We start from the raw sequence: 17,033 nt of genomic DNA on the forward strand, positions 1-17,033 counted from the left end.
GTGAGTCTCCCTTTCTCCCCTAGAGGCAACCTCGCATTTATGCTATATATGTCACCTTATCTAATTCCTTCCGGTACAGAATGTTAGCAGCGATATGCGAATCTTTGTTATAGCCCTTACGCTACTGTTTGGCTTGCTTCAATACACTCTATGGTTTGGTAAAAACGGAGTGTCTGACTACTACACAGTAAAAGATGAAATTGAAGTTCAGCAACAAGTGAACAGCAAGCTACAAGCTCGCAATAATGAAATGTTTGCTGAGATTGATGACTTAAGGCAAGGTCTTGATGCGATTGAAGAACGTGCGCGTCATGAGCTTGGTTTAGTTAAAGATGGCGAGACTTTCTACCGCATTATAGGTGAGGAAAATCATTAAAATGTTGGATGTGAACTCATCGCATGTCGCAATTGTTCCTGCTGCCGGTGTCGGTAGTCGAATGAAGGCTGACCGCCCTAAGCAATATTTATTGATCGACGGAAAAGCGGTGCTGGAACACACTGTAGAAAAGTTGCTGTCGCACCCACGAATTTCGAAAGTGGTTGTCGCCATTACCGAAGGTGACCCTTATTTTCCTGAGTTAACCATCGCGAACCATCCCGATGTAATTCAAGTCGCGGGTGGCAAAGAGCGCGCTGATTCCGTACTTTCAGGGCTAAACTATGTCAATGAACATCTGGAAAGCGAGTGGGTATTAGTCCACGACGCTGCAAGGCCATGTGTATTAACATCTGACATTGACCGTTTGATTGATGTTTGCTGCGCTCACCCAACGGGTGGCATTCTCGCATCTCCTGTGAGAGATACAATGAAGCGAGCAAACGTAGCACAAGATATCGATCATACGGTAGAGAGAGAAGCATTGTGGCATGCATTAACTCCACAAATGTTTAAAACTCAACAACTGACTCGAGCACTGGCTGACGCATTAGAACAAGGCGTAGCCATCACGGATGAAGCATCGGCTTTAGAGTGGTTGGGCGAAACGCCTGCTTTAGTCCAGGGTAATGCGAACAACATAAAAATTACTCAGCCAGAAGATCTCGCGTTAGCCGAGTTTTATCTGAGCCGTGAGCGCGGCTAAAAAAGAAAGGATAAAAAATGATTCGAATTGGTCACGGTTTTGACGTGCATAAATTTGGTGGTGAAGGCCCGGTCATTATCGGTGGTGTTGCTATCCCTTACGAGCAGGGCTTAGTAGCCCACTCAGATGGTGATGTTGCTCTTCATGCTTTGACTGATGCGCTGCTTGGCGCGATTGCTGCGGGTGATATTGGTCGTCACTTCCCAGACACGGATGACAAATGGAAAGGCGCAGATAGCCGCGAATTGTTGAAAGACGTTTATCGTCGTGTCAAAGAGCAAGGCTACCGCCTTGGTAATGCCGATGTCACCATCATGGCACAAGCACCTAAGATGGCACCTCATATTGACGCGATGTGTGCGGCGATTGCGGAAGACCTAGAAACCGATATTAGTAACATTAACGTAAAAGCGACGACGACAGAGCGTCTCGGTTTTACTGGACGCAAAGAAGGCATTGCAACGGAAGCCGTGGTGCTTCTGTTCAAGCAATAATTAACCAACTTGCTCCTTAATGCTGTGTAAACAGCGGAAAAACATCATGTCAGATATTTTATCTTCATTGGCTTATCTAACGGGTAAGCCTGTTGCATCGGCAAAAATCAAAGCGCAACCAGAACATTTTCAGGTTCGTGAGGATTTAGGTTTTGCCTTTACGGGCGAAGGCGAGCACCTAATGGTGCGTATTCGAAAAACTGGAGAAAATACCAGTTTTGTTGCGAATGAGTTGGCGAAAGCTTGTGGCGTAAAGTCGAAAGACGTTAGCTGGGCAGGCCTTAAAGACCGCCATGCCGTGACGGAACAATGGCTGAGTGTCCATTTACCGAAAGGGGAAACGCCGGACTTCTCGGCATTCCTAGCTCAATATCCGAGTATTGAGATCTTAGCGACTGATCGACACAACAAAAAACTGCGTCCTGGAGACTTAATAGGGAACGAGTTTGTTGTCACTTTGTCTGAAGTGACTGACGTTGAAGATGTAGAGCAACGCCTTGAAAAAGTGAAACAAGTTGGTGTGCCAAACTACTTTGGTAGTCAGCGTTTTGGCAATGATGGCAACAACCTTGAAGAAGCACGTCGATGGGGACGCGAAAACGTTCGTACCCGCAATCAAAACAAGCGCAGTATGTATTTATCAGCGGCGCGTTCGTGGATTTTCAACCGCATCGTTTCTGCTCGTCTAGAAAGTGGTGTGTTTGATAAATTCATCGATGGTGATATTGCACAGACAAGTTCTGGCACTCAGTTGGTTGATGCAAGCAATATCGCAGATCTACAAGCACAATTTGCTGCTGGTGAAGTGGCAATTACCGCTGCGCTTGCTGGCGATAATGCGCTTCCAACTCAAGCGGATGCGCTTACTTTAGAACAACCGTTTTTAGATGAAGAACCTGATCTCATGGCGCTGATTCGTGGTAATCGCATGCGCCATGACCGTCGAGATATTGCACTTAAACCAAAAGATTTAGCTTGGACGGTTGAAGGTAACAACATTACGCTGACTTTCTCACTGGATGCAGGATCTTTTGCAACCTCTATCGTTCGTGAGTTAGTTAATGAGGTTGAAGTAGAAAGAGAATACTAATGGAACAGGATTCACTAAACGCGAAGCCCCTAAGAGTCTTAATCAGCAATGACGATGGCGTACATGCGCAAGGGATTCATGCACTTGCTGATGAGTTGCGAGATATCGCTGAAGTGACCATTGTCGCACCCGACCGAAATCGTTCAGGTGCTTCGAACTCACTGACACTAGAGCAACCATTACGCGTAACTGAAATTGCCCCAAATATCTATTCAGTGCAAGGAACGCCTACAGATTGTGTACATTTCGCGCTGAATGAGCTGATGAAAGATGATTTGCCCGATCTTGTTTTATCAGGTATCAACCACGGTGCAAATTTGGGTGATGACGTTCTTTACTCAGGAACGGTAGCTGCAGCAATGGAAGGGCATTTCCTTGGTGTTCAGTCGGTTGCTTTTTCGCTGGTGGGTAAGCGTCATTTCGAATCTGCTGCAAAAATTGCACGTCAAATTGTGCAACAGCATTTAGCGTCTCCGATTCCAACGAATCGGTTATTGAACGTAAACGTGCCTGACTTACCAGCAGAAAACCTGGGCGAAATCGAAGTCACGCGTTTAGGTGCGCGTCATCACGCAGAGAATATGATTAAGCAGAAAGATCCGCGAGGTCATGATATTTATTGGTTAGGACCTCCAGGAAAAGAGCAAGATGCGGGCGAGGGCACCGACTTTTATGCGATTGAACATGGTCGAGTTTCAATGACGCCTCTGCAAGTTGATCTCACTGCTCATGAGTCGCTGCGTGCAATGGATAGTTGGTTAAAGGAAGAGAAGTAATGAGTAACCCACATGCTGACAGGTTGATAGCGTTTCTTATCTCCAGTGGCATCAAAGACCAAAGAGTTCTGGATGCTATCCAACGCTTACCACGAGAAAGCTTTGTCTCTCAAGCGATGATGCACCAAGCCTACGATAACAATGCGTTACCGATTGGTCAGGGACAAACTATTTCTCAACCTTATATTGTTGCTCGTATGACCGAGTTACTCGAACTAGAGCCAACGAGTCACGTACTGGAAATCGGAACGGGTTCCGGTTATCAAACCGCAGTACTGGCGCAAATTGTTGACCATGTATACTCCGTTGAGCGAATTAAATCGTTGCAATGGGAAGCAAAACGCCGTCTGAAACAATTGGATATCTACAATGTTTCAACCAAGCATGCTGATGGGTGGCAAGGCTGGGAAGCTCGTGGTCCTTTCGATGCCATCATTGTTACTGCAGCTGCAGAAGTGATCCCCCAAGCACTTCTCGCACAATTAAAAGATGGCGGTAAGATGGTGATTCCTGTTGGAGATAAGGAGCAACAGTTACTAAAAATTGAACGTAAGGGAGATGAATATCTCTCTACTGTTGTGGAAATGGTTCGATTTGTACCTCTGGTTGCGGGTGATTTAGCTTAAGGGTTAGGGATAGGTGAGTAAGTTATTACGTCATATTGGTATTAGCTTTGTGTTTGCTGCAGGACTAGTTGGTTGTGCAGCGCATTCTCCTGCACCTGTCTCTAGCTTAAAGAAAGACTATTCAAGCCTTGAAAGAGGAAGTTACAGAGGGAGTTATTATGAGGTAAAAAAAGGCGATACACTTTACTTCATAGCTTATGTCACAGATAAAGATGTAAATGATCTTGTCCGTTACAATGAGTTAACTCAGCCTTACACCATCTACCCTGGACAGAGGCTAAAACTTTGGGCTCCGAAATATGTCGCCCCTAAATATGGCCAAAAAGTTGAACCCGTTGTGGTTCCTGTTGTTACGACGCCACCAGCCCCAGTGACGAAAACATCAACAGCCTCTAAACCAAAAACTTCAAGTAAAAACTCTAGTCAAAAACCTACAGACACTAAGCCTAAAGTCGTACAAAAACAGCCTCCAAAGAAGGTTGAACAATCGAAAACAAAGGAGTATGTTGGTTCAAAAGATAACCAAAAAGTGAAGCAAAAAGCGCCAGTTACCACGGCGAAGAGTGATAAAGTTTCTAAGTGGTTGTGGCCAACAAAAGGGAGAGTAATCAAGAACTTTTCGGCGGGAGAACAGGGAAATAAAGGTATCGACATCGCAGGACAGCGTGGTCAACCTATCGTTTCAACCGCAGCTGGCACCGTTGTTTATTCAGGCAATGCGCTACGAGGTTATGGCAACTTAATTATAGTAAAGCATAACGACAATTATTTAAGCGCCTATGCACATAATGACAAACTGCTGGTATCAGAAGGACAAAGTGTAAAAAGCGGACAGAAAATCGCCACCATGGGTAGTTCCGGTGCTAAATCAGTCAAGCTACACTTTGAAATTCGCTATCAAGGTAAATCGGTGAATCCAAAACGCTATTTGCCTTAAAACTTTGAAAAACAACTTGCGACATCATTTAGCGACATATTGAGTTGTCATGTCTTGCTAACTCGCCAGGGGGAGGCGTTATGAGTATCAGCAACACAGTAACCAAAGTTGAAGAGTTTGCATTTGACAATGCGTCAGTGAAGACCATTGATAACGAACTCGAAAAATCATCATCCACAGAAAGCAAAACGGCTGCGCGTGAAGAATTTGACGCGAGCAGTAAAAGCTTAGACGCAACTCAGTTGTATCTAGGTGAAATTGGCTTCTCACCTCTACTTACTGCCGAAGAAGAAGTGCTTTATGCTCGACGAGCCCTGCGTGGCGACGAAGCGGCACGTAAACGTATGATCGAAAGTAACCTACGTTTGGTGGTCAAGATCTCTCGTCGATACAGTAATCGAGGTCTAGCACTACTCGATCTGATTGAAGAAGGTAACCTTGGTTTGATCCGTGCGGTCGAGAAGTTCGATCCAGAGCGTGGTTTCCGCTTCTCTACTTATGCGACCTGGTGGATCCGACAAACGATCGAACGTGCGTTGATGAACCAAACTCGTACGATCCGTCTACCTATTCATGTCGTGAAAGAGCTGAACATTTATCTGCGTACTGCGCGTGAACTTTCTCAGAAGCTCGATCACGAACCTACCGCAGAAGAAATTGCTGCTCAGTTAGATATTCCAGTCGAAGATGTAAGCAAAATGCTACGCCTTAACGAGCGTATTAGCTCTGTCGACACACCAATCGGTGGTGACGGTGAAAAAGCGCTGTTGGATATTATTCCCGACGCAAACAACTCCGATCCAGAAGTCTCGACTCAAGATGACGATATCAAATCATCGCTGATTCATTGGTTAGAAGAGTTGAATCCAAAACAGAAAGAAGTACTTGCACGACGTTTTGGTCTTCTAGGCTATGAGCCTTCGACGCTTGAAGAAGTTGGTCGAGAGATTGGTTTGACACGTGAGCGTGTACGTCAAATCCAAGTAGAAGGTTTACGTCGTCTTCGTGAGGTTTTAATCAAGCAAGGTTTGAATATGGAAAACTTATTTAACGTCGAAGATGATTAAATAATCCGTACTTCAGTAGATATGCGAAAGGCTATGGTTATCCATAGCCTTTTTTCTTTTGCGCTCGCTTAAGTGAATCGATTTAAAGCATCTTCTTCAAACGATACAACTCTTCAAGTGCTTGGCGTGGAGTCAAATCATCAGGATCAATACCAGATAAGGCTTGTTCGATCTCGCTAGGTTCTGGAATTAGACTCAATTGGTTAGCCACATCTACTGCACTTGGACGTGGTGCGTCACTGTTTTGCCCTAGTTGCTCTAGCTGAGATAGCTTGTTACGCGCATTTTTGATAACCGTTTTTGGTACACCTGCTAAGCCCGCAACAGCTAGGCCGTAAGACTTACTTGCCGCACCTTCTTGAACTGCGTGCATAAAGGCAATGCTGTCTCCATGCTCTACGGCATCCAAGTGAACGTTCGCTAAGTTTGGCAGTTGGTTTGGCAACTCTGTCAATTCGAAGTAGTGAGTTGCAAATAGTGTCATCGCACCAATTTGTGTTGCGAGCCATTCCGCACTTGCCCAAGCTAAAGAGAGGCCATCGTAAGTACTGGTACCGCGACCAATTTCATCCATTAGCACTAAACTGTTTTTAGTTGCATTGTGCAGAATATTAGCGGTTTCCGTCATTTCTACCATGAAGGTCGAACGACCAGATGCAAGATCATCTGACGCACCAATACGAGTAAATATACGATCTAAAGAACCAATTTGTGCAGATTCTGCAGGTACATAAGAGCCGATATGTGCCATCAATGCAATCAGCGCAGTTTGACGCATGTAAGTGGATTTACCACCCATGTTTGGACCGGTGATGATCAACATCTTACGAGCTGGGTTAAGCTCAATTGGGTTCGCGATGAACGGTTCTGTTGTTACTTGCTCTACGACTGGGTGACGACCCGCTTGAATGTGAATGCCAGCGTCTTTCACAAGCGTTGGTCGGCAGTAATCCAACGAATCTGCACGCTCTGCTAGGTTTTGTAGTACATCCAGTTGAGACAGAGCAGAAGCTAAATTCTGCAGCTTCTCCAGATTTGGCATCAATAGATCAAACAGTTCTTCCCACAGCTGTTTCTCAAGTGCCAGCGCTTTCGATTTCGAGTTAAGTACTTTGTCTTCGTGCTCTTTGAGCTCTGGGATGATATAGCGTTCGGCATTTTTGAGCGTTTGGCGACGCACATAGTGCGGTGGAACCAAATGGCTCTGGCCACGGCTCACTTGAATAAAGAAGCCATGTACGTTGTTGTAGCCGACTTTAAGCGTATCGATGCCGTGTCGTTCACGCTCATCTCGCTCAAGCTGCTCAAGGTATTCTGTTGCACCGTCTGCTAATTTGCGCCATTCATCGAGCTCGGCATTATAGCCTTCAGCGATCACACCACCATCACGAATAACAACCGGCGGATTTTCTTTAATTGCACGCTCTAACAGAGCACATACTTCGTCAATCGGAGCTGCGTATTGCGCCAGTTTTGCTAGATATGGATGGGTCAAAGAAGCGGTGACAGATTCTAGCTCTGGTAGCTGCTGCATGGCATTGCGAAGTCTAGCCATATCGCGAGGGCGAGCAGAGCGTAGTGCAAGGCGTGCTAAGATACGTTCAATATCACCAATTTGTTTTAACGTTGGTTGAAGATCGGCAAACAGCGCTTGTTCTTTAATCTCACCAATCGCATCAAGACGATTGTTTAACGTTTCAATGCAACGCATAGGCTGATGTAACCAACGCTTCAGCATTCGGCTACCCATCGGCGTCGCGCAATGGTCGAGTACCTCAGCTAGCGTGTTATCGGTTCCGCCTGCTAGATTTTGAGTAATTTCCAGGTTGCGTCGGGTAGCGGCATCAAGGATGACGGATTGGTCCTGATGATCAAACGTTAAAGAGCGAATATGAGGTAAAGCCGTACGTTGTGTATCTTTCACATACTGGATCAAACAACCAGCAGCACATAACCCTAAGGACGCGTGTTCTACGCCAAAACCAACCAGATCTTTGGTGCCAAACTGTTGATTGAGTTGTTGCTTAGCCGTATCAAGCTCAAACTCCCATACTGGGCGACGACGGTTACCGTTGCGGCTCGCCATTAAATGTACAGGTTCAAAATCTTCTGGGAATAGTAGCTCACGTGGTGCGGTACGCTGAAGCTCGGCTGTCATCGCTTCTTCGGTTTCTGGTTCTGTCAGTTGGAAGCGACCAGAAGTGACATCCAGCGTAGCATAACCGAACTTACCGTTGTGATGGTAAATGGCTGCGATTAAGTTATCGACACGCTCAGAAAGCAATGCTTCATCAGTAACAGTGCCTGGTGTCACGATACGCACAACTTTACGTTCTACCGGACCTTTGCTGGTGGCTGGATCGCCAATTTGTTCGCAGATTGCGACTGATTCACCAAGCTGAACAAGTTTTGCTAGATAGCCTTCTACTGCGTGAAATGGCACTCCCGCCATAGGAATAGGCTCTCCAGCTGACGAACCGCGCTTAGTTAGCGAAATATCAAGCAGTTGGGACGCTCGCTTTGCATCATCGTAAAAGAGTTCGTAGAAATCGCCCATGCGGTAGAACAGCAAAATCTCAGGGTTCTCAGCTTTTAGCTTGAGGTATTGCTGCATCATCGGAGTGTGTTTTTGTTCAGCTTTCACAGGTAAATTCTTTTGTTTATTTCCGTAGCGGCTTAGGATACGTGAATCCCTATCAAGTAAAAAGAGACAAAGGGCATTTTGGCTATGGAAAAAACAACAAAATTGAGCGCAGATTTAGGCGCATTATTGGCAAAGTATGGTCATGTTTTAACGACGGCAGAATCGTGCACGGGTGGCGGTGTTGCGACCGCTATTACTGATATTGCAGGCAGCTCAGGTTGGTTAGATAGAGCTTTTGTCACTTACAGCAACGAAGCCAAAATGGAAATGCTGGGTGTGAGAGCGGAAACCTTAGAGGAACATGGTGCCGTGAGTGGGCCTGTTGTGATTGAAATGGTGCAAGGTGCGCTTCAACACTCGAATGCCACTATTGGGGTTTCCATCAGTGGTGTTGCTGGACCGGGGGGAGGCAGTGATGAAAAGCCGGTTGGAACCGTCTGCTTTGCTTTTGCGGATAAGCACGACTGGCTCTTTGTTGAGACCATGCATTTTTCTGGTGACAGGGCGGAAGTTCGTCAACAAGCGGTGATGCATGCATTGACTCGATTGTGCCAACATTTAATTTAGAATTTCTTACACTGTCTTAGCCCTGAATTGATAAGGGTTAGAGCCAATCCTTAGAAGCTGTGAACTAAATTTTTTCTATACAGGTATAGACACTGTATGAATCAACAGTATAATAACTTTCATTGCTGAGCAGGTTAGCTGCTTAAGAAAAATGAATTACTATTCGTCGCCCAAAGAAGATGAATAAATCGGAGAAAGTAATGGACGAGAACAAACAGAAAGCGCTCGCCGCTGCGCTAGGTCAAATTGAAAAGCAATTCGGTAAAGGCTCTATCATGCGCCTTGGTGATAACCGAGCAATGGACGTAGAAACCATCTCAACAGGCTCTCTTTCTCTTGATATCGCTTTGGGTGCAGGTGGTCTGCCAATGGGCCGTATCGTAGAAGTCTACGGTCCAGAATCTTCAGGTAAAACAACACTAACGCTTGAGCTTATCGCTGCTGCGCAACGTGAAGGTAAAACTTGTGCGTTTATCGATGCAGAGCACGCTCTGGATCCTGTCTACGCGAAGAAACTTGGTGTTGATATCGATGCGCTCTTGGTTTCTCAGCCAGACACTGGTGAGCAAGCACTAGAGATTTGTGATGCACTAGCTCGCTCTGGCGCTATCGACGTAATGGTTGTTGACTCAGTTGCGGCGCTAACACCAAAAGCAGAAATTGAAGGCGAAATGGGCGACAGCCACATGGGTCTGCAAGCACGTATGCTTTCTCAAGCGATGCGTAAGCTAACAGGTAACCTAAAACAGTCTAACTGTATGTGTATCTTCATCAACCAAATCCGTATGAAGATTGGTGTGATGTTCGGTAACCCAGAAACGACCACAGGTGGTAACGCACTTAAATTCTACGCTTCTGTTCGTCTTGATATTCGTCGTACTGGCGCAATCAAAGAAGGTGACGAAGTCGTTGGTAACGAAACTCGCATCAAAGTGGTTAAGAACAAGATTGCTGCACCGTTTAAAGAAGCCAATACGCAAATCATGTACGGTCAAGGCTTTAACCGCGAAGGTGAACTAGTAGATCTAGGCGTGAAGCACAAACTGGTTGAAAAAGCTGGTGCTTGGTACAGCTACCAAGGCGATAAGATTGGTCAAGGTAAAGCGAACGCGTGCAACTACCTACGTGAGCATCCTGAAGTGGCTAAAACCATCGATACTAAATTGCGTGAAATGTTGTTAGCGCCAGCCCTTGCGGAAGCTCCTGAAGCAGGCGAGGCGCCTGAGCAAGCTGAAGAGTTTTAATCCCTTCACAGATTAAAAAGTGATAAAGCCCTGCAATGCGGGGCTTTGTTGTATCTATTGACATCAAAAATCGAATCATCACAAAGGCCATTGAGAGTCTGTACAGCAAAAATACCTTTAGGATCACCATGTACCAAAAGCGCCAGACACCAACATTATCGAGCAAAGAGGCGGCTATCCAACTGCTTAGCCGTCGTGATCATGGTCAGTATGAGCTGTACCAAAAACTGTCGATGAAAGGCTATGAAGCATCAGACATCGAAATCGCGATTAATTTTTGCTTAGACCACAACTATTTAGATGATTTACGTTATGCGAAGAGCCAAATTAGGCAGCATGTATACAAAGGACATGGAGAGCGTCGAATTCGCCAAGAGTTAAACCAGAAACGTGTTGCGGAATCGGTGATTGAGCAAGCCATGGCTGAAGAACCACAAGACTGGTTTGAACTTGCTAAGCAGGCGGCAGAAAAGAAATTCAAAGGCGTCAAAGCCAAGGACCAAAAAGAATATGCAAAACAAGTCCGTTTTCTACAATACCGAGGCTACAGTTTCGACCAAATTAGCTATGCGCTTGCCTTTGAAGACCAAGATTAGCGTTGATCCAATTGCGCTGATTTTTGTTTTGCTTCAAATTTTTTCTTCTACTCCCTCTTTTCCTCAAGAAAACTAGTCTCAGCTGTTTGCATGATCTACAATACGGCAAAATTCTAACTCGACTATTTTCAGGAAGAGCTGCATGTACATGAGCACTGACGAGGTTCGTAACGCGTTCCTCAAGTTCTTTGAAAGCAAAGGACACCAAATCGTAGAAAGTTCATCGTTAGTTCCACATAACGACCCAACCCTGCTGTTCACAAACGCAGGTATGAACCAATTTAAAGATTGTTTCTTAGGCTTAGAAAAACGAGCCTATACTCGAGCGACTACGGCTCAGCGTTGTGTACGTGCTGGTGGTAAACACAACGACCTGGAAAATGTTGGCTTTACCGCTCGTCACCACACATTCTTTGAAATGCTAGGCAACTTCAGCTTTGGCGACTACTTCAAAGAAGATGCGATTTCATTTGCTTGGGAATTCCTAACCGAAGTTCTTAAACTGCCTGCGGATCGTCTATTGGTAACCGTTTACGAAACCGATGACGAAGCATTCGACATCTGGAACAAAAAAGTTGGCGTGCCTGCTGATCGTATCGTGCGCATTGGTGACAAAGAAGGTGGCAAGCCTTACGAGTCTGATAACTTCTGGCAAATGGGCGACACTGGTCCTTGTGGTCCATGTACTGAAATCTTCTACGATCACGGTGAACACATCTGGGGTGGTCGTCCTGGCACGCCTGAAGAAGATGGTGACCGTTTCATCGAGATCTGGAACAACGTATTCATGCAGTTCAACCGTCACGCAGACGGCACTATGGAACCGCTACCAAAACCATCGGTAGATACTGGTATGGGTATCGAGCGTATCTCTGCAATCATGCAAGGCGTTCACTCAAACTACGAAATCGATGTATTCCAAACTCTTATCAAAGCAGCGGCTGAAGTCATTGGTTATGAAGATCTATCGAACCAATCGCTACGCGTTATTGCTGACCACATCCGTTCATGTTCATTCTTGATTGTTGATGGTGTGATGCCTTCAAACGAAGGTCGTGGTTACGTACTACGTCGTATCATTCGTCGTGCCGTACGTCATGGTAACAAGCTAGGTGCACAAGGTGCATTCTTCTATAAGCTTGTTGGCGTATTAGCAGAAGTAATGGGTACAGCAGGCGAAGAGCTGAAGCGTCAACAAGCAGTGGTTGAAAAAGTGCTGCGTATCGAAGAAGAAAACTTCGGTCGTACACTTGAGCGCGGTATGGTAATTCTTAACGAAGCATTAGATAACCTAGATGGCAAAGTGCTAGACGGCGAAACGGTATTCAAGCTTTACGATACTTACGGCTTCCCAGCAGACCTCACTAACGACGTTGCACGTGAGCGTGAGTTCGCGATCGACGAAGAGGGTTTCGAAAAAGCGATGGAAGAGCAGCGTCAACGTGCGCGTGAAGCTGGTCAATTCGGTACAGATTATAACGCAGCAATCAAAGTTGATACGCAAACAGAATTCTGTGGTTACACAGGTACTAAAGGTTCTAGTTCAATCGCAGCGATGTTTGTTGAAGGCAACGAAGTAGATTCACTATCTGCAGGCGATAAAGCCATCATCGTGCTTGGTGAAACGCCATTCTACGCAGAGTCAGGCGGTCAGTGTGGTGACGCGGGTGAAATCCGTACTGAGTCTGGTGTATTCCGCGTTGAAGACACTCAAAAACTCGGTAACGCAATCGCACACCACGGTGTAATGGCAGAAGGCGTGCTAGCGAAAGGTGACGAAGTGGCAACTATCGTTGACGCAGAGCGTCGCGCAGCTATCTCTCTTAACCACTCAGCGACGCACTTGCTACACGCAGCACTACGCCAAGTTCTTGGTGAGCACGTAACGCAGAAAGGCTCATTGGTGAAGGCAGACAACCTACGTTTCGACTTCTCACACCTAGAGGCAGTAACTGCAGCAGAACTGAAAGAAGTTGAGCGTCTAGTAAACGCACAAATTCGTCGTAACCACACGATTGAAACCAATGTGATGGACATTGAGTCTGCTAAGAAGAAAGGCGCAATGGCATTGTTTGGTGAGAAGTACGATGACGAAGTTCGCGTGTTGTCTATGGGTGACTTCTCTACTGAGCTTTGTGGTGGTATTCACGCATCAAGCACGGGTGATATTGGTCTATTCAAAATCACATCAGAAAGCGGTATTGCAGCTGGTATTCGTCGTATTGAAGCGGTAACAGGCGAGGCGGCATTAGACGCTATTGAAGCTCAAAATGCGAAGTACGAAGAGAAACTGGCAGAGTCTGCACAGAAAGCAAAAGCACTAGAAAAAGAAGTGCAGAAGCTAAAAGATAAGATGGCAGCCGCAGAAAGCGCTAACATCATGGGCAAAGCGGTTGAAGTAAATGGCACAAAAGTTCTAGTTGCGGCCCTTGAAGGTGCTGATAGCAAGAACCTACGTACCATGGTTGATGACATCAAGAATCAAATGGGTTCTGGTGTTGTACTGCTTGCCAACGTAACGGGTGACAAGGTTGGCTTGATTGCTGGTGTGACTAAAGATCTCACTGGTAAAGTAAAAGCAGGTGATCTGGTTAAAATGGTTGCAGAGCAAGTCGGTGGTAAGGGCGGTGGTCGTCCAGACATGGCTCAAGCCGGTGGTACTGATGTTTCAGCGCTACCAGAGGCAATCAAAACAGTTCAGCCTTGGCTAGAAGAGCGTTTATAAGCTCTTAACTAATAAAATTACGCTCAATCAAGTTTCTTTGATTGAGCGTAATTTTTTTTAGCAACCAAGTGGTTTAATTGACCAAAAGTTAACCGAGTCATTTAAGCTGCTTGGTTTTTGTTGTAACTACTGCTTATATAATTTTTCTCAAAGGAAATATTTAAGATGTAAGCAGTTCTAAAGAGACTTCGGTCTTGGGAAGGTGAAGACTGGTGAAAAAGCCCCTTATCGTGCAAAAGTTTGGCGGAACCTCTGTGGGTTCAATTGAAAGAATCCACCAAGTCGCTGAACACATCATTAAGGCGAAAAATGATGGCAATCAAGTTGTTGTTGTCGTGTCTGCAATGTCAGGCGAAACAAACAGACTGATGGATCTCGCTAAACAGATAGATAGCGTACCTACAGCTCGAGAACTTGATGTTTTGCTCTCTGCTGGTGAGCAAGTGTCAATGGCACTGTTAGCCATGACTTTGAATAAAATGGGTCATGCTGCGCGCTCGCTTACCGGAGCACAGGCGAATATTGTGACGGATAATCAACACAATGACGCAACGATTAAACACATTGATACCACGACAATTATGGGATTGCTTGAGCAAGACCAAATCGTGATTGTTGCGGGCTTTCAAGGTGTGAATGAGAATGGGGATATCACCACATTAGGTCGAGGTGGCTCAGATACGAGCGCTGTGGCACTGGCGGGCGCATTGCGCGCTGACGAGTGTCAAATCTTTACCGACGTTGATGGTATTTATACTTGTGACCCACGTGTAGTGAAAAATGCGCGCAAATTGGCGGTTATCGATTTTCCTTCAATGGAAGCGATGGCAAGCCGAGGCGCAAAAGTATTACATTTACCTTCAGTGCAATTTGCATGGAAGAATAATGTGCCACTACGCGTGCTTTCGACATTTGATGTTAATGAAGGCAGTTTGGTAAAGGGGGAGTCAGGCAATCAAGCCGTCTCTGGTATAGCCATTCAACGTGACCTTGCCATTATCGAAGTCGATAAAGAACATTTATCTAGTGCTACAAAACAATGTCAGATGCTGGGTATAGACATTTGGAATGTGATCGAGGAAGCAGAACGGGCAGGTATCATGATAAAACAAGATGCATGTGCCAAGTTCGATCTGGTGTTCAGCGACAAAATCCGTAATAGTGAAGTGGTAAGCCTGTTGACCGCAGTGGGGCTTGAGGCCAATGGAATGGTAGAGCACGCATGCGATTTGTTGGCAAAGCGAGATATTGAGATCAATTTCAGCGCAACGAATGCACTCACTATGATGCTAGTTTTAGCACCCGAATGTGTGGATACAGCAGCAAACATTCTGCATGATGCTTACATTACGTCTAGTGAAGCATTAAACATTCAACAAAAACATGCCTTTTTAGGCTGATTTTCGCTAACAAGGTAGTTTACGAAAATATAACTTTTGTTGGATAATAGCTTTGTAGCAAGAAAATTTAGAGATTACTCAAGGAGCAAAGAATGCTAATTTTGACTCGCCGCGTAGGCGAAACACTGATGATTGGTGATGAAGTGACTGTAACTGTACTAGGTGTGAAAGGTAACCAAGTACGTATCGGCGTTAACGCTCCGAAAGAGGTTTCAGTTCACCGTGAAGAAATCTACATGCGCATTCAAGCTGAAAAAGGCAATGGCAACGTTGCTTCAGGTAACTACTAAGTCGCTCCTGTTTACAGAGCTTAGTTTGAATGAAAAAGGCTAACCGAAGGGTTGGCCTTTTTAGTCTTTAATGTTTTTGAAGATTTGCGGAAACCATTGTGTTGAGTGTGGCTGTGAATCCGTCAATATTGTTGAATCGAACACCAGGAAGTTGTTTGAAAATAAATGTCTTTTTTTCAGAGAAGACTCTCTTTTTTTCATCATAATAGAGTGGTAAAGTTCGTTTAATGGTCACTTTGATTAAATCAGCAACGGTTAAGTCAGTTTCGTGGATTTTTTCAAAGAAAGTGTTTGACATATTTTCGGTAAAACGTAATATGTGCCTCCGCAAGACGGTGAGGTGGCCGAGAGGCTGAAGGCGCTCCCCTGCTAAGGGAGTATACGGTTTATCCCGTATCGAGGGTTCGAATCCCTCCCTCACCGCCATTCTTGCAACGTTGATAAATCAACAAAAAAGTGCGTCCTTAGCTCAGCTGGATAGAGTACCTGGCTACGAACCAGGCGGTCGGAGGTTCGAATCCTCCAGGACGCGCCATATCTCTTCTGAGATATAACAATGAAAACGGTGAGGTGGCCGAGAGGCTGAAGGCGCTCCCCTGCTAAGGGAGTATACGGTTTATCCCGTATCGAGGGTTCGAATCCCTCCTTCACCGCCATTCATTGACTGGCCCGATGGCCTTTTTTTTGTTTCGTAAGAAATGAATGTGATTTGCTTCACAACTTCCTAGCAAGAAGATCTGCGCGTCCTTAGCTCAGCTGGATAGAGTACCTGGCTACGAACCAGGCGGTCGGAGGTTCGAATCCTCCAGGACGCGCCACTATTTAATAATTCGTTTGATAAACGGGTTATACAAAGTAAAATAAGATTATTGCGCGTCCTTAGCTCAGCTGGATAGAGTACCTGGCTACGAACCAGGCGGTCGGAGGTTCGAATCCTCCAGGACGCGCCACTTATTGAAGGGTATTGCCCTGATATTGATGAAAGTCGATATCGAAAACTGCGCGTCCTTAGCTCAGCTGGATAGAGTACCTGGCTACGAACCAGGCGGTCGGAGGTTCGAATCCTCCAGGACGCGCCACTTATTGAAGGGTATTGCCCTGATATTGATGAAAGTCGATATCGAAAACTGCGCGTCCTTAGCTCAGCTGGATAGAGTACCTGGCTACGAACCAGGCGGTCGGAGGTTCGAATCCTCCAGGACGCGCCACTTATTGAAGGGTATTGCCCTGATATTGATGAAAGTCGATATCGAAAACTGCGCGTCCTTAGCTCAGCTGGATAGAGTACCTGGCTACGAACCAGGCGGTCGGAGGTTCGAATCCTCCAGGACGCGCCACTTATTAAAGGGTATTGCCCTGATATTGATGACAGTCGATATCGAAAACTTGCGCGTCCTTAGCTCAGCTGGATAGAGTACCTGGCTACGAACCAGGCGGTCGGAGGTTCGAATCCTCCAGGACGCGCCACTTATTAAAGGGTATTGCCCTGATATTG

Annotated in this window: 15 protein-coding genes and 9 tRNA genes; 23 read left to right on the forward strand and 1 reads right to left on the reverse strand. The window is 45.8% G+C overall.

Annotated features, from left to right (window positions below; translation table 11 throughout):
- The first annotated feature begins 94 nt into the window (after positions 1–94).
- The 8 genes from ftsB to rpoS all read left to right on the forward strand — a co-directional run bounded on the left by ftsB (position 95) and on the right by rpoS (position 6,072).
- A complete protein-coding gene (gene ftsB / locus MTR11_RS18035) occupies positions 95–376 on the forward strand; it encodes a cell division protein FtsB (RefSeq protein WP_005380907.1) in 282 nt (93 codons plus the stop codon).
- A gap of 1 nt (position 377) precedes the next feature.
- Positions 378–1,082 (forward strand): 2-C-methyl-D-erythritol 4-phosphate cytidylyltransferase, encoded by a 705-nt coding sequence (gene ispD / locus MTR11_RS18040; RefSeq protein ID WP_104969795.1) that lies wholly within the window; start codon positions 378–380, stop codon positions 1,080–1,082.
- A gap of 17 nt (positions 1,083–1,099) precedes the next feature.
- A complete protein-coding gene (gene ispF, locus MTR11_RS18045; RefSeq protein ID WP_012841409.1) occupies positions 1,100–1,576 on the forward strand; it encodes a 2-C-methyl-D-erythritol 2,4-cyclodiphosphate synthase in 477 nt (158 codons plus the stop codon).
- Positions 1,577–1,622: 46 nt separating this feature from the next.
- Positions 1,623–2,666 (forward strand): tRNA pseudouridine(13) synthase TruD, encoded by a 1,044-nt coding sequence (truD, locus tag MTR11_RS18050; RefSeq protein ID WP_104969794.1) that lies wholly within the window; start codon positions 1,623–1,625, stop codon positions 2,664–2,666.
- Positions 2,666–3,442 carry a 5'/3'-nucleotidase SurE gene (gene surE / locus MTR11_RS18055; protein ID WP_005393882.1) on the forward strand — a complete coding sequence of 259 codons (777 nt, stop codon included), beginning with the start codon at positions 2,666–2,668 and terminating at the stop codon, positions 3,440–3,442. Before truD ends, surE begins: the two co-directional genes overlap by 1 nt.
- Positions 3,442–4,068: a protein-L-isoaspartate(D-aspartate) O-methyltransferase gene (locus MTR11_RS18060; protein ID WP_046875091.1), complete on the forward strand. Its 627-nt coding sequence runs from the start codon at positions 3,442–3,444 to the stop codon at positions 4,066–4,068. The genes surE and MTR11_RS18060 overlap by 1 nt, the downstream gene beginning before the upstream one ends.
- 13 nt (positions 4,069–4,081) lie before the next feature.
- Positions 4,082–5,005, forward strand: a complete 924-nt coding sequence (locus MTR11_RS18065) for a peptidoglycan DD-metalloendopeptidase family protein (protein WP_065646114.1) — start codon at positions 4,082–4,084, stop codon at positions 5,003–5,005.
- A gap of 80 nt (positions 5,006–5,085) precedes the next feature.
- A complete protein-coding gene (gene rpoS, locus MTR11_RS18070; protein ID WP_005393877.1) occupies positions 5,086–6,072 on the forward strand; it encodes an RNA polymerase sigma factor RpoS in 987 nt (328 codons plus the stop codon).
- 82 nt (positions 6,073–6,154) lie between these two features.
- On the opposite strand, the gene mutS is transcribed toward rpoS, so the two are convergent.
- Positions 6,155–8,716 carry a DNA mismatch repair protein MutS gene (gene mutS / locus MTR11_RS18075; protein WP_104974806.1) on the reverse strand — a complete coding sequence of 854 codons (2,562 nt, stop codon included), beginning with the start codon at positions 8,714–8,716 and terminating at the stop codon, positions 6,155–6,157.
- 84 nt (positions 8,717–8,800) lie between these two features.
- Here mutS and pncC point away from each other — a divergent pair, with 84 nt between their 5' ends.
- From pncC to MTR11_RS18150, 15 genes are all read left to right on the forward strand, one after another.
- Complete coding sequence (pncC, locus tag MTR11_RS18080) at positions 8,801–9,283, forward strand: nicotinamide-nucleotide amidase (RefSeq protein WP_243328161.1); 483 nt, start codon at positions 8,801–8,803, stop codon at positions 9,281–9,283.
- Positions 9,284–9,483: 200 nt separating this feature from the next.
- The gene (gene recA / locus MTR11_RS18085) at positions 9,484–10,527 is read left to right on the forward strand and encodes a recombinase RecA (RefSeq protein ID WP_005393872.1); all 1,044 of its coding nucleotides are present in this window, start codon (positions 9,484–9,486) and stop codon (positions 10,525–10,527) included.
- Positions 10,528–10,655: 128 nt separating this feature from the next.
- Positions 10,656–11,123, forward strand: coding sequence for a recombination regulator RecX (gene recX / locus MTR11_RS18090; RefSeq protein ID WP_005393871.1), 468 nt, complete (start codon positions 10,656–10,658; stop codon positions 11,121–11,123).
- Positions 11,124–11,265: 142 nt separating this feature from the next.
- The gene (gene alaS / locus MTR11_RS18095; RefSeq protein ID WP_243328162.1) at positions 11,266–13,848 is read left to right on the forward strand and encodes an alanine--tRNA ligase; all 2,583 of its coding nucleotides are present in this window, start codon (positions 11,266–11,268) and stop codon (positions 13,846–13,848) included.
- A 212-nt stretch (positions 13,849–14,060) separates the two neighbouring features.
- Positions 14,061–15,248, forward strand: coding sequence for an aspartate kinase (locus MTR11_RS18100; RefSeq protein ID WP_005393869.1), 1,188 nt, complete (start codon positions 14,061–14,063; stop codon positions 15,246–15,248).
- 92 nt (positions 15,249–15,340) lie between these two features.
- A complete protein-coding gene (gene csrA / locus MTR11_RS18105; RefSeq protein ID WP_004415691.1) occupies positions 15,341–15,538 on the forward strand; it encodes a carbon storage regulator CsrA in 198 nt (65 codons plus the stop codon).
- A gap of 334 nt (positions 15,539–15,872) precedes the next feature.
- Positions 15,873–15,964 (forward strand) — tRNA-Ser (locus MTR11_RS18110).
- Between the two features lie 32 nt (positions 15,965–15,996).
- A tRNA-Arg gene (locus tag MTR11_RS18115) sits at positions 15,997–16,073 on the forward strand.
- A gap of 29 nt (positions 16,074–16,102) precedes the next feature.
- Positions 16,103–16,194: transfer RNA gene (locus MTR11_RS18120), tRNA-Ser, on the forward strand.
- Between the two features lie 85 nt (positions 16,195–16,279).
- Positions 16,280–16,356, forward strand: a tRNA-Arg gene (locus MTR11_RS18125).
- Positions 16,357–16,411: 55 nt separating this feature from the next.
- Positions 16,412–16,488 (forward strand) — tRNA-Arg (locus MTR11_RS18130).
- A 52-nt stretch (positions 16,489–16,540) separates the two neighbouring features.
- A tRNA-Arg gene (locus MTR11_RS18135) sits at positions 16,541–16,617 on the forward strand.
- 52 nt (positions 16,618–16,669) lie between these two features.
- Positions 16,670–16,746, forward strand: a tRNA-Arg gene (locus MTR11_RS18140).
- A gap of 52 nt (positions 16,747–16,798) precedes the next feature.
- Positions 16,799–16,875: transfer RNA gene (locus tag MTR11_RS18145), tRNA-Arg, on the forward strand.
- Positions 16,876–16,928: 53 nt separating this feature from the next.
- Positions 16,929–17,005 (forward strand) — tRNA-Arg (locus MTR11_RS18150).
- The last annotated feature ends 28 nt before the right edge of the window (positions 17,006–17,033 follow it).

Origin of the sequence: Vibrio sp. CCB-PB317, from assembly GCF_022808245.1 — a bacterium.
GTDB classification, from domain to species: domain Bacteria; phylum Pseudomonadota; class Gammaproteobacteria; order Enterobacterales; family Vibrionaceae; genus Vibrio; species Vibrio diabolicus.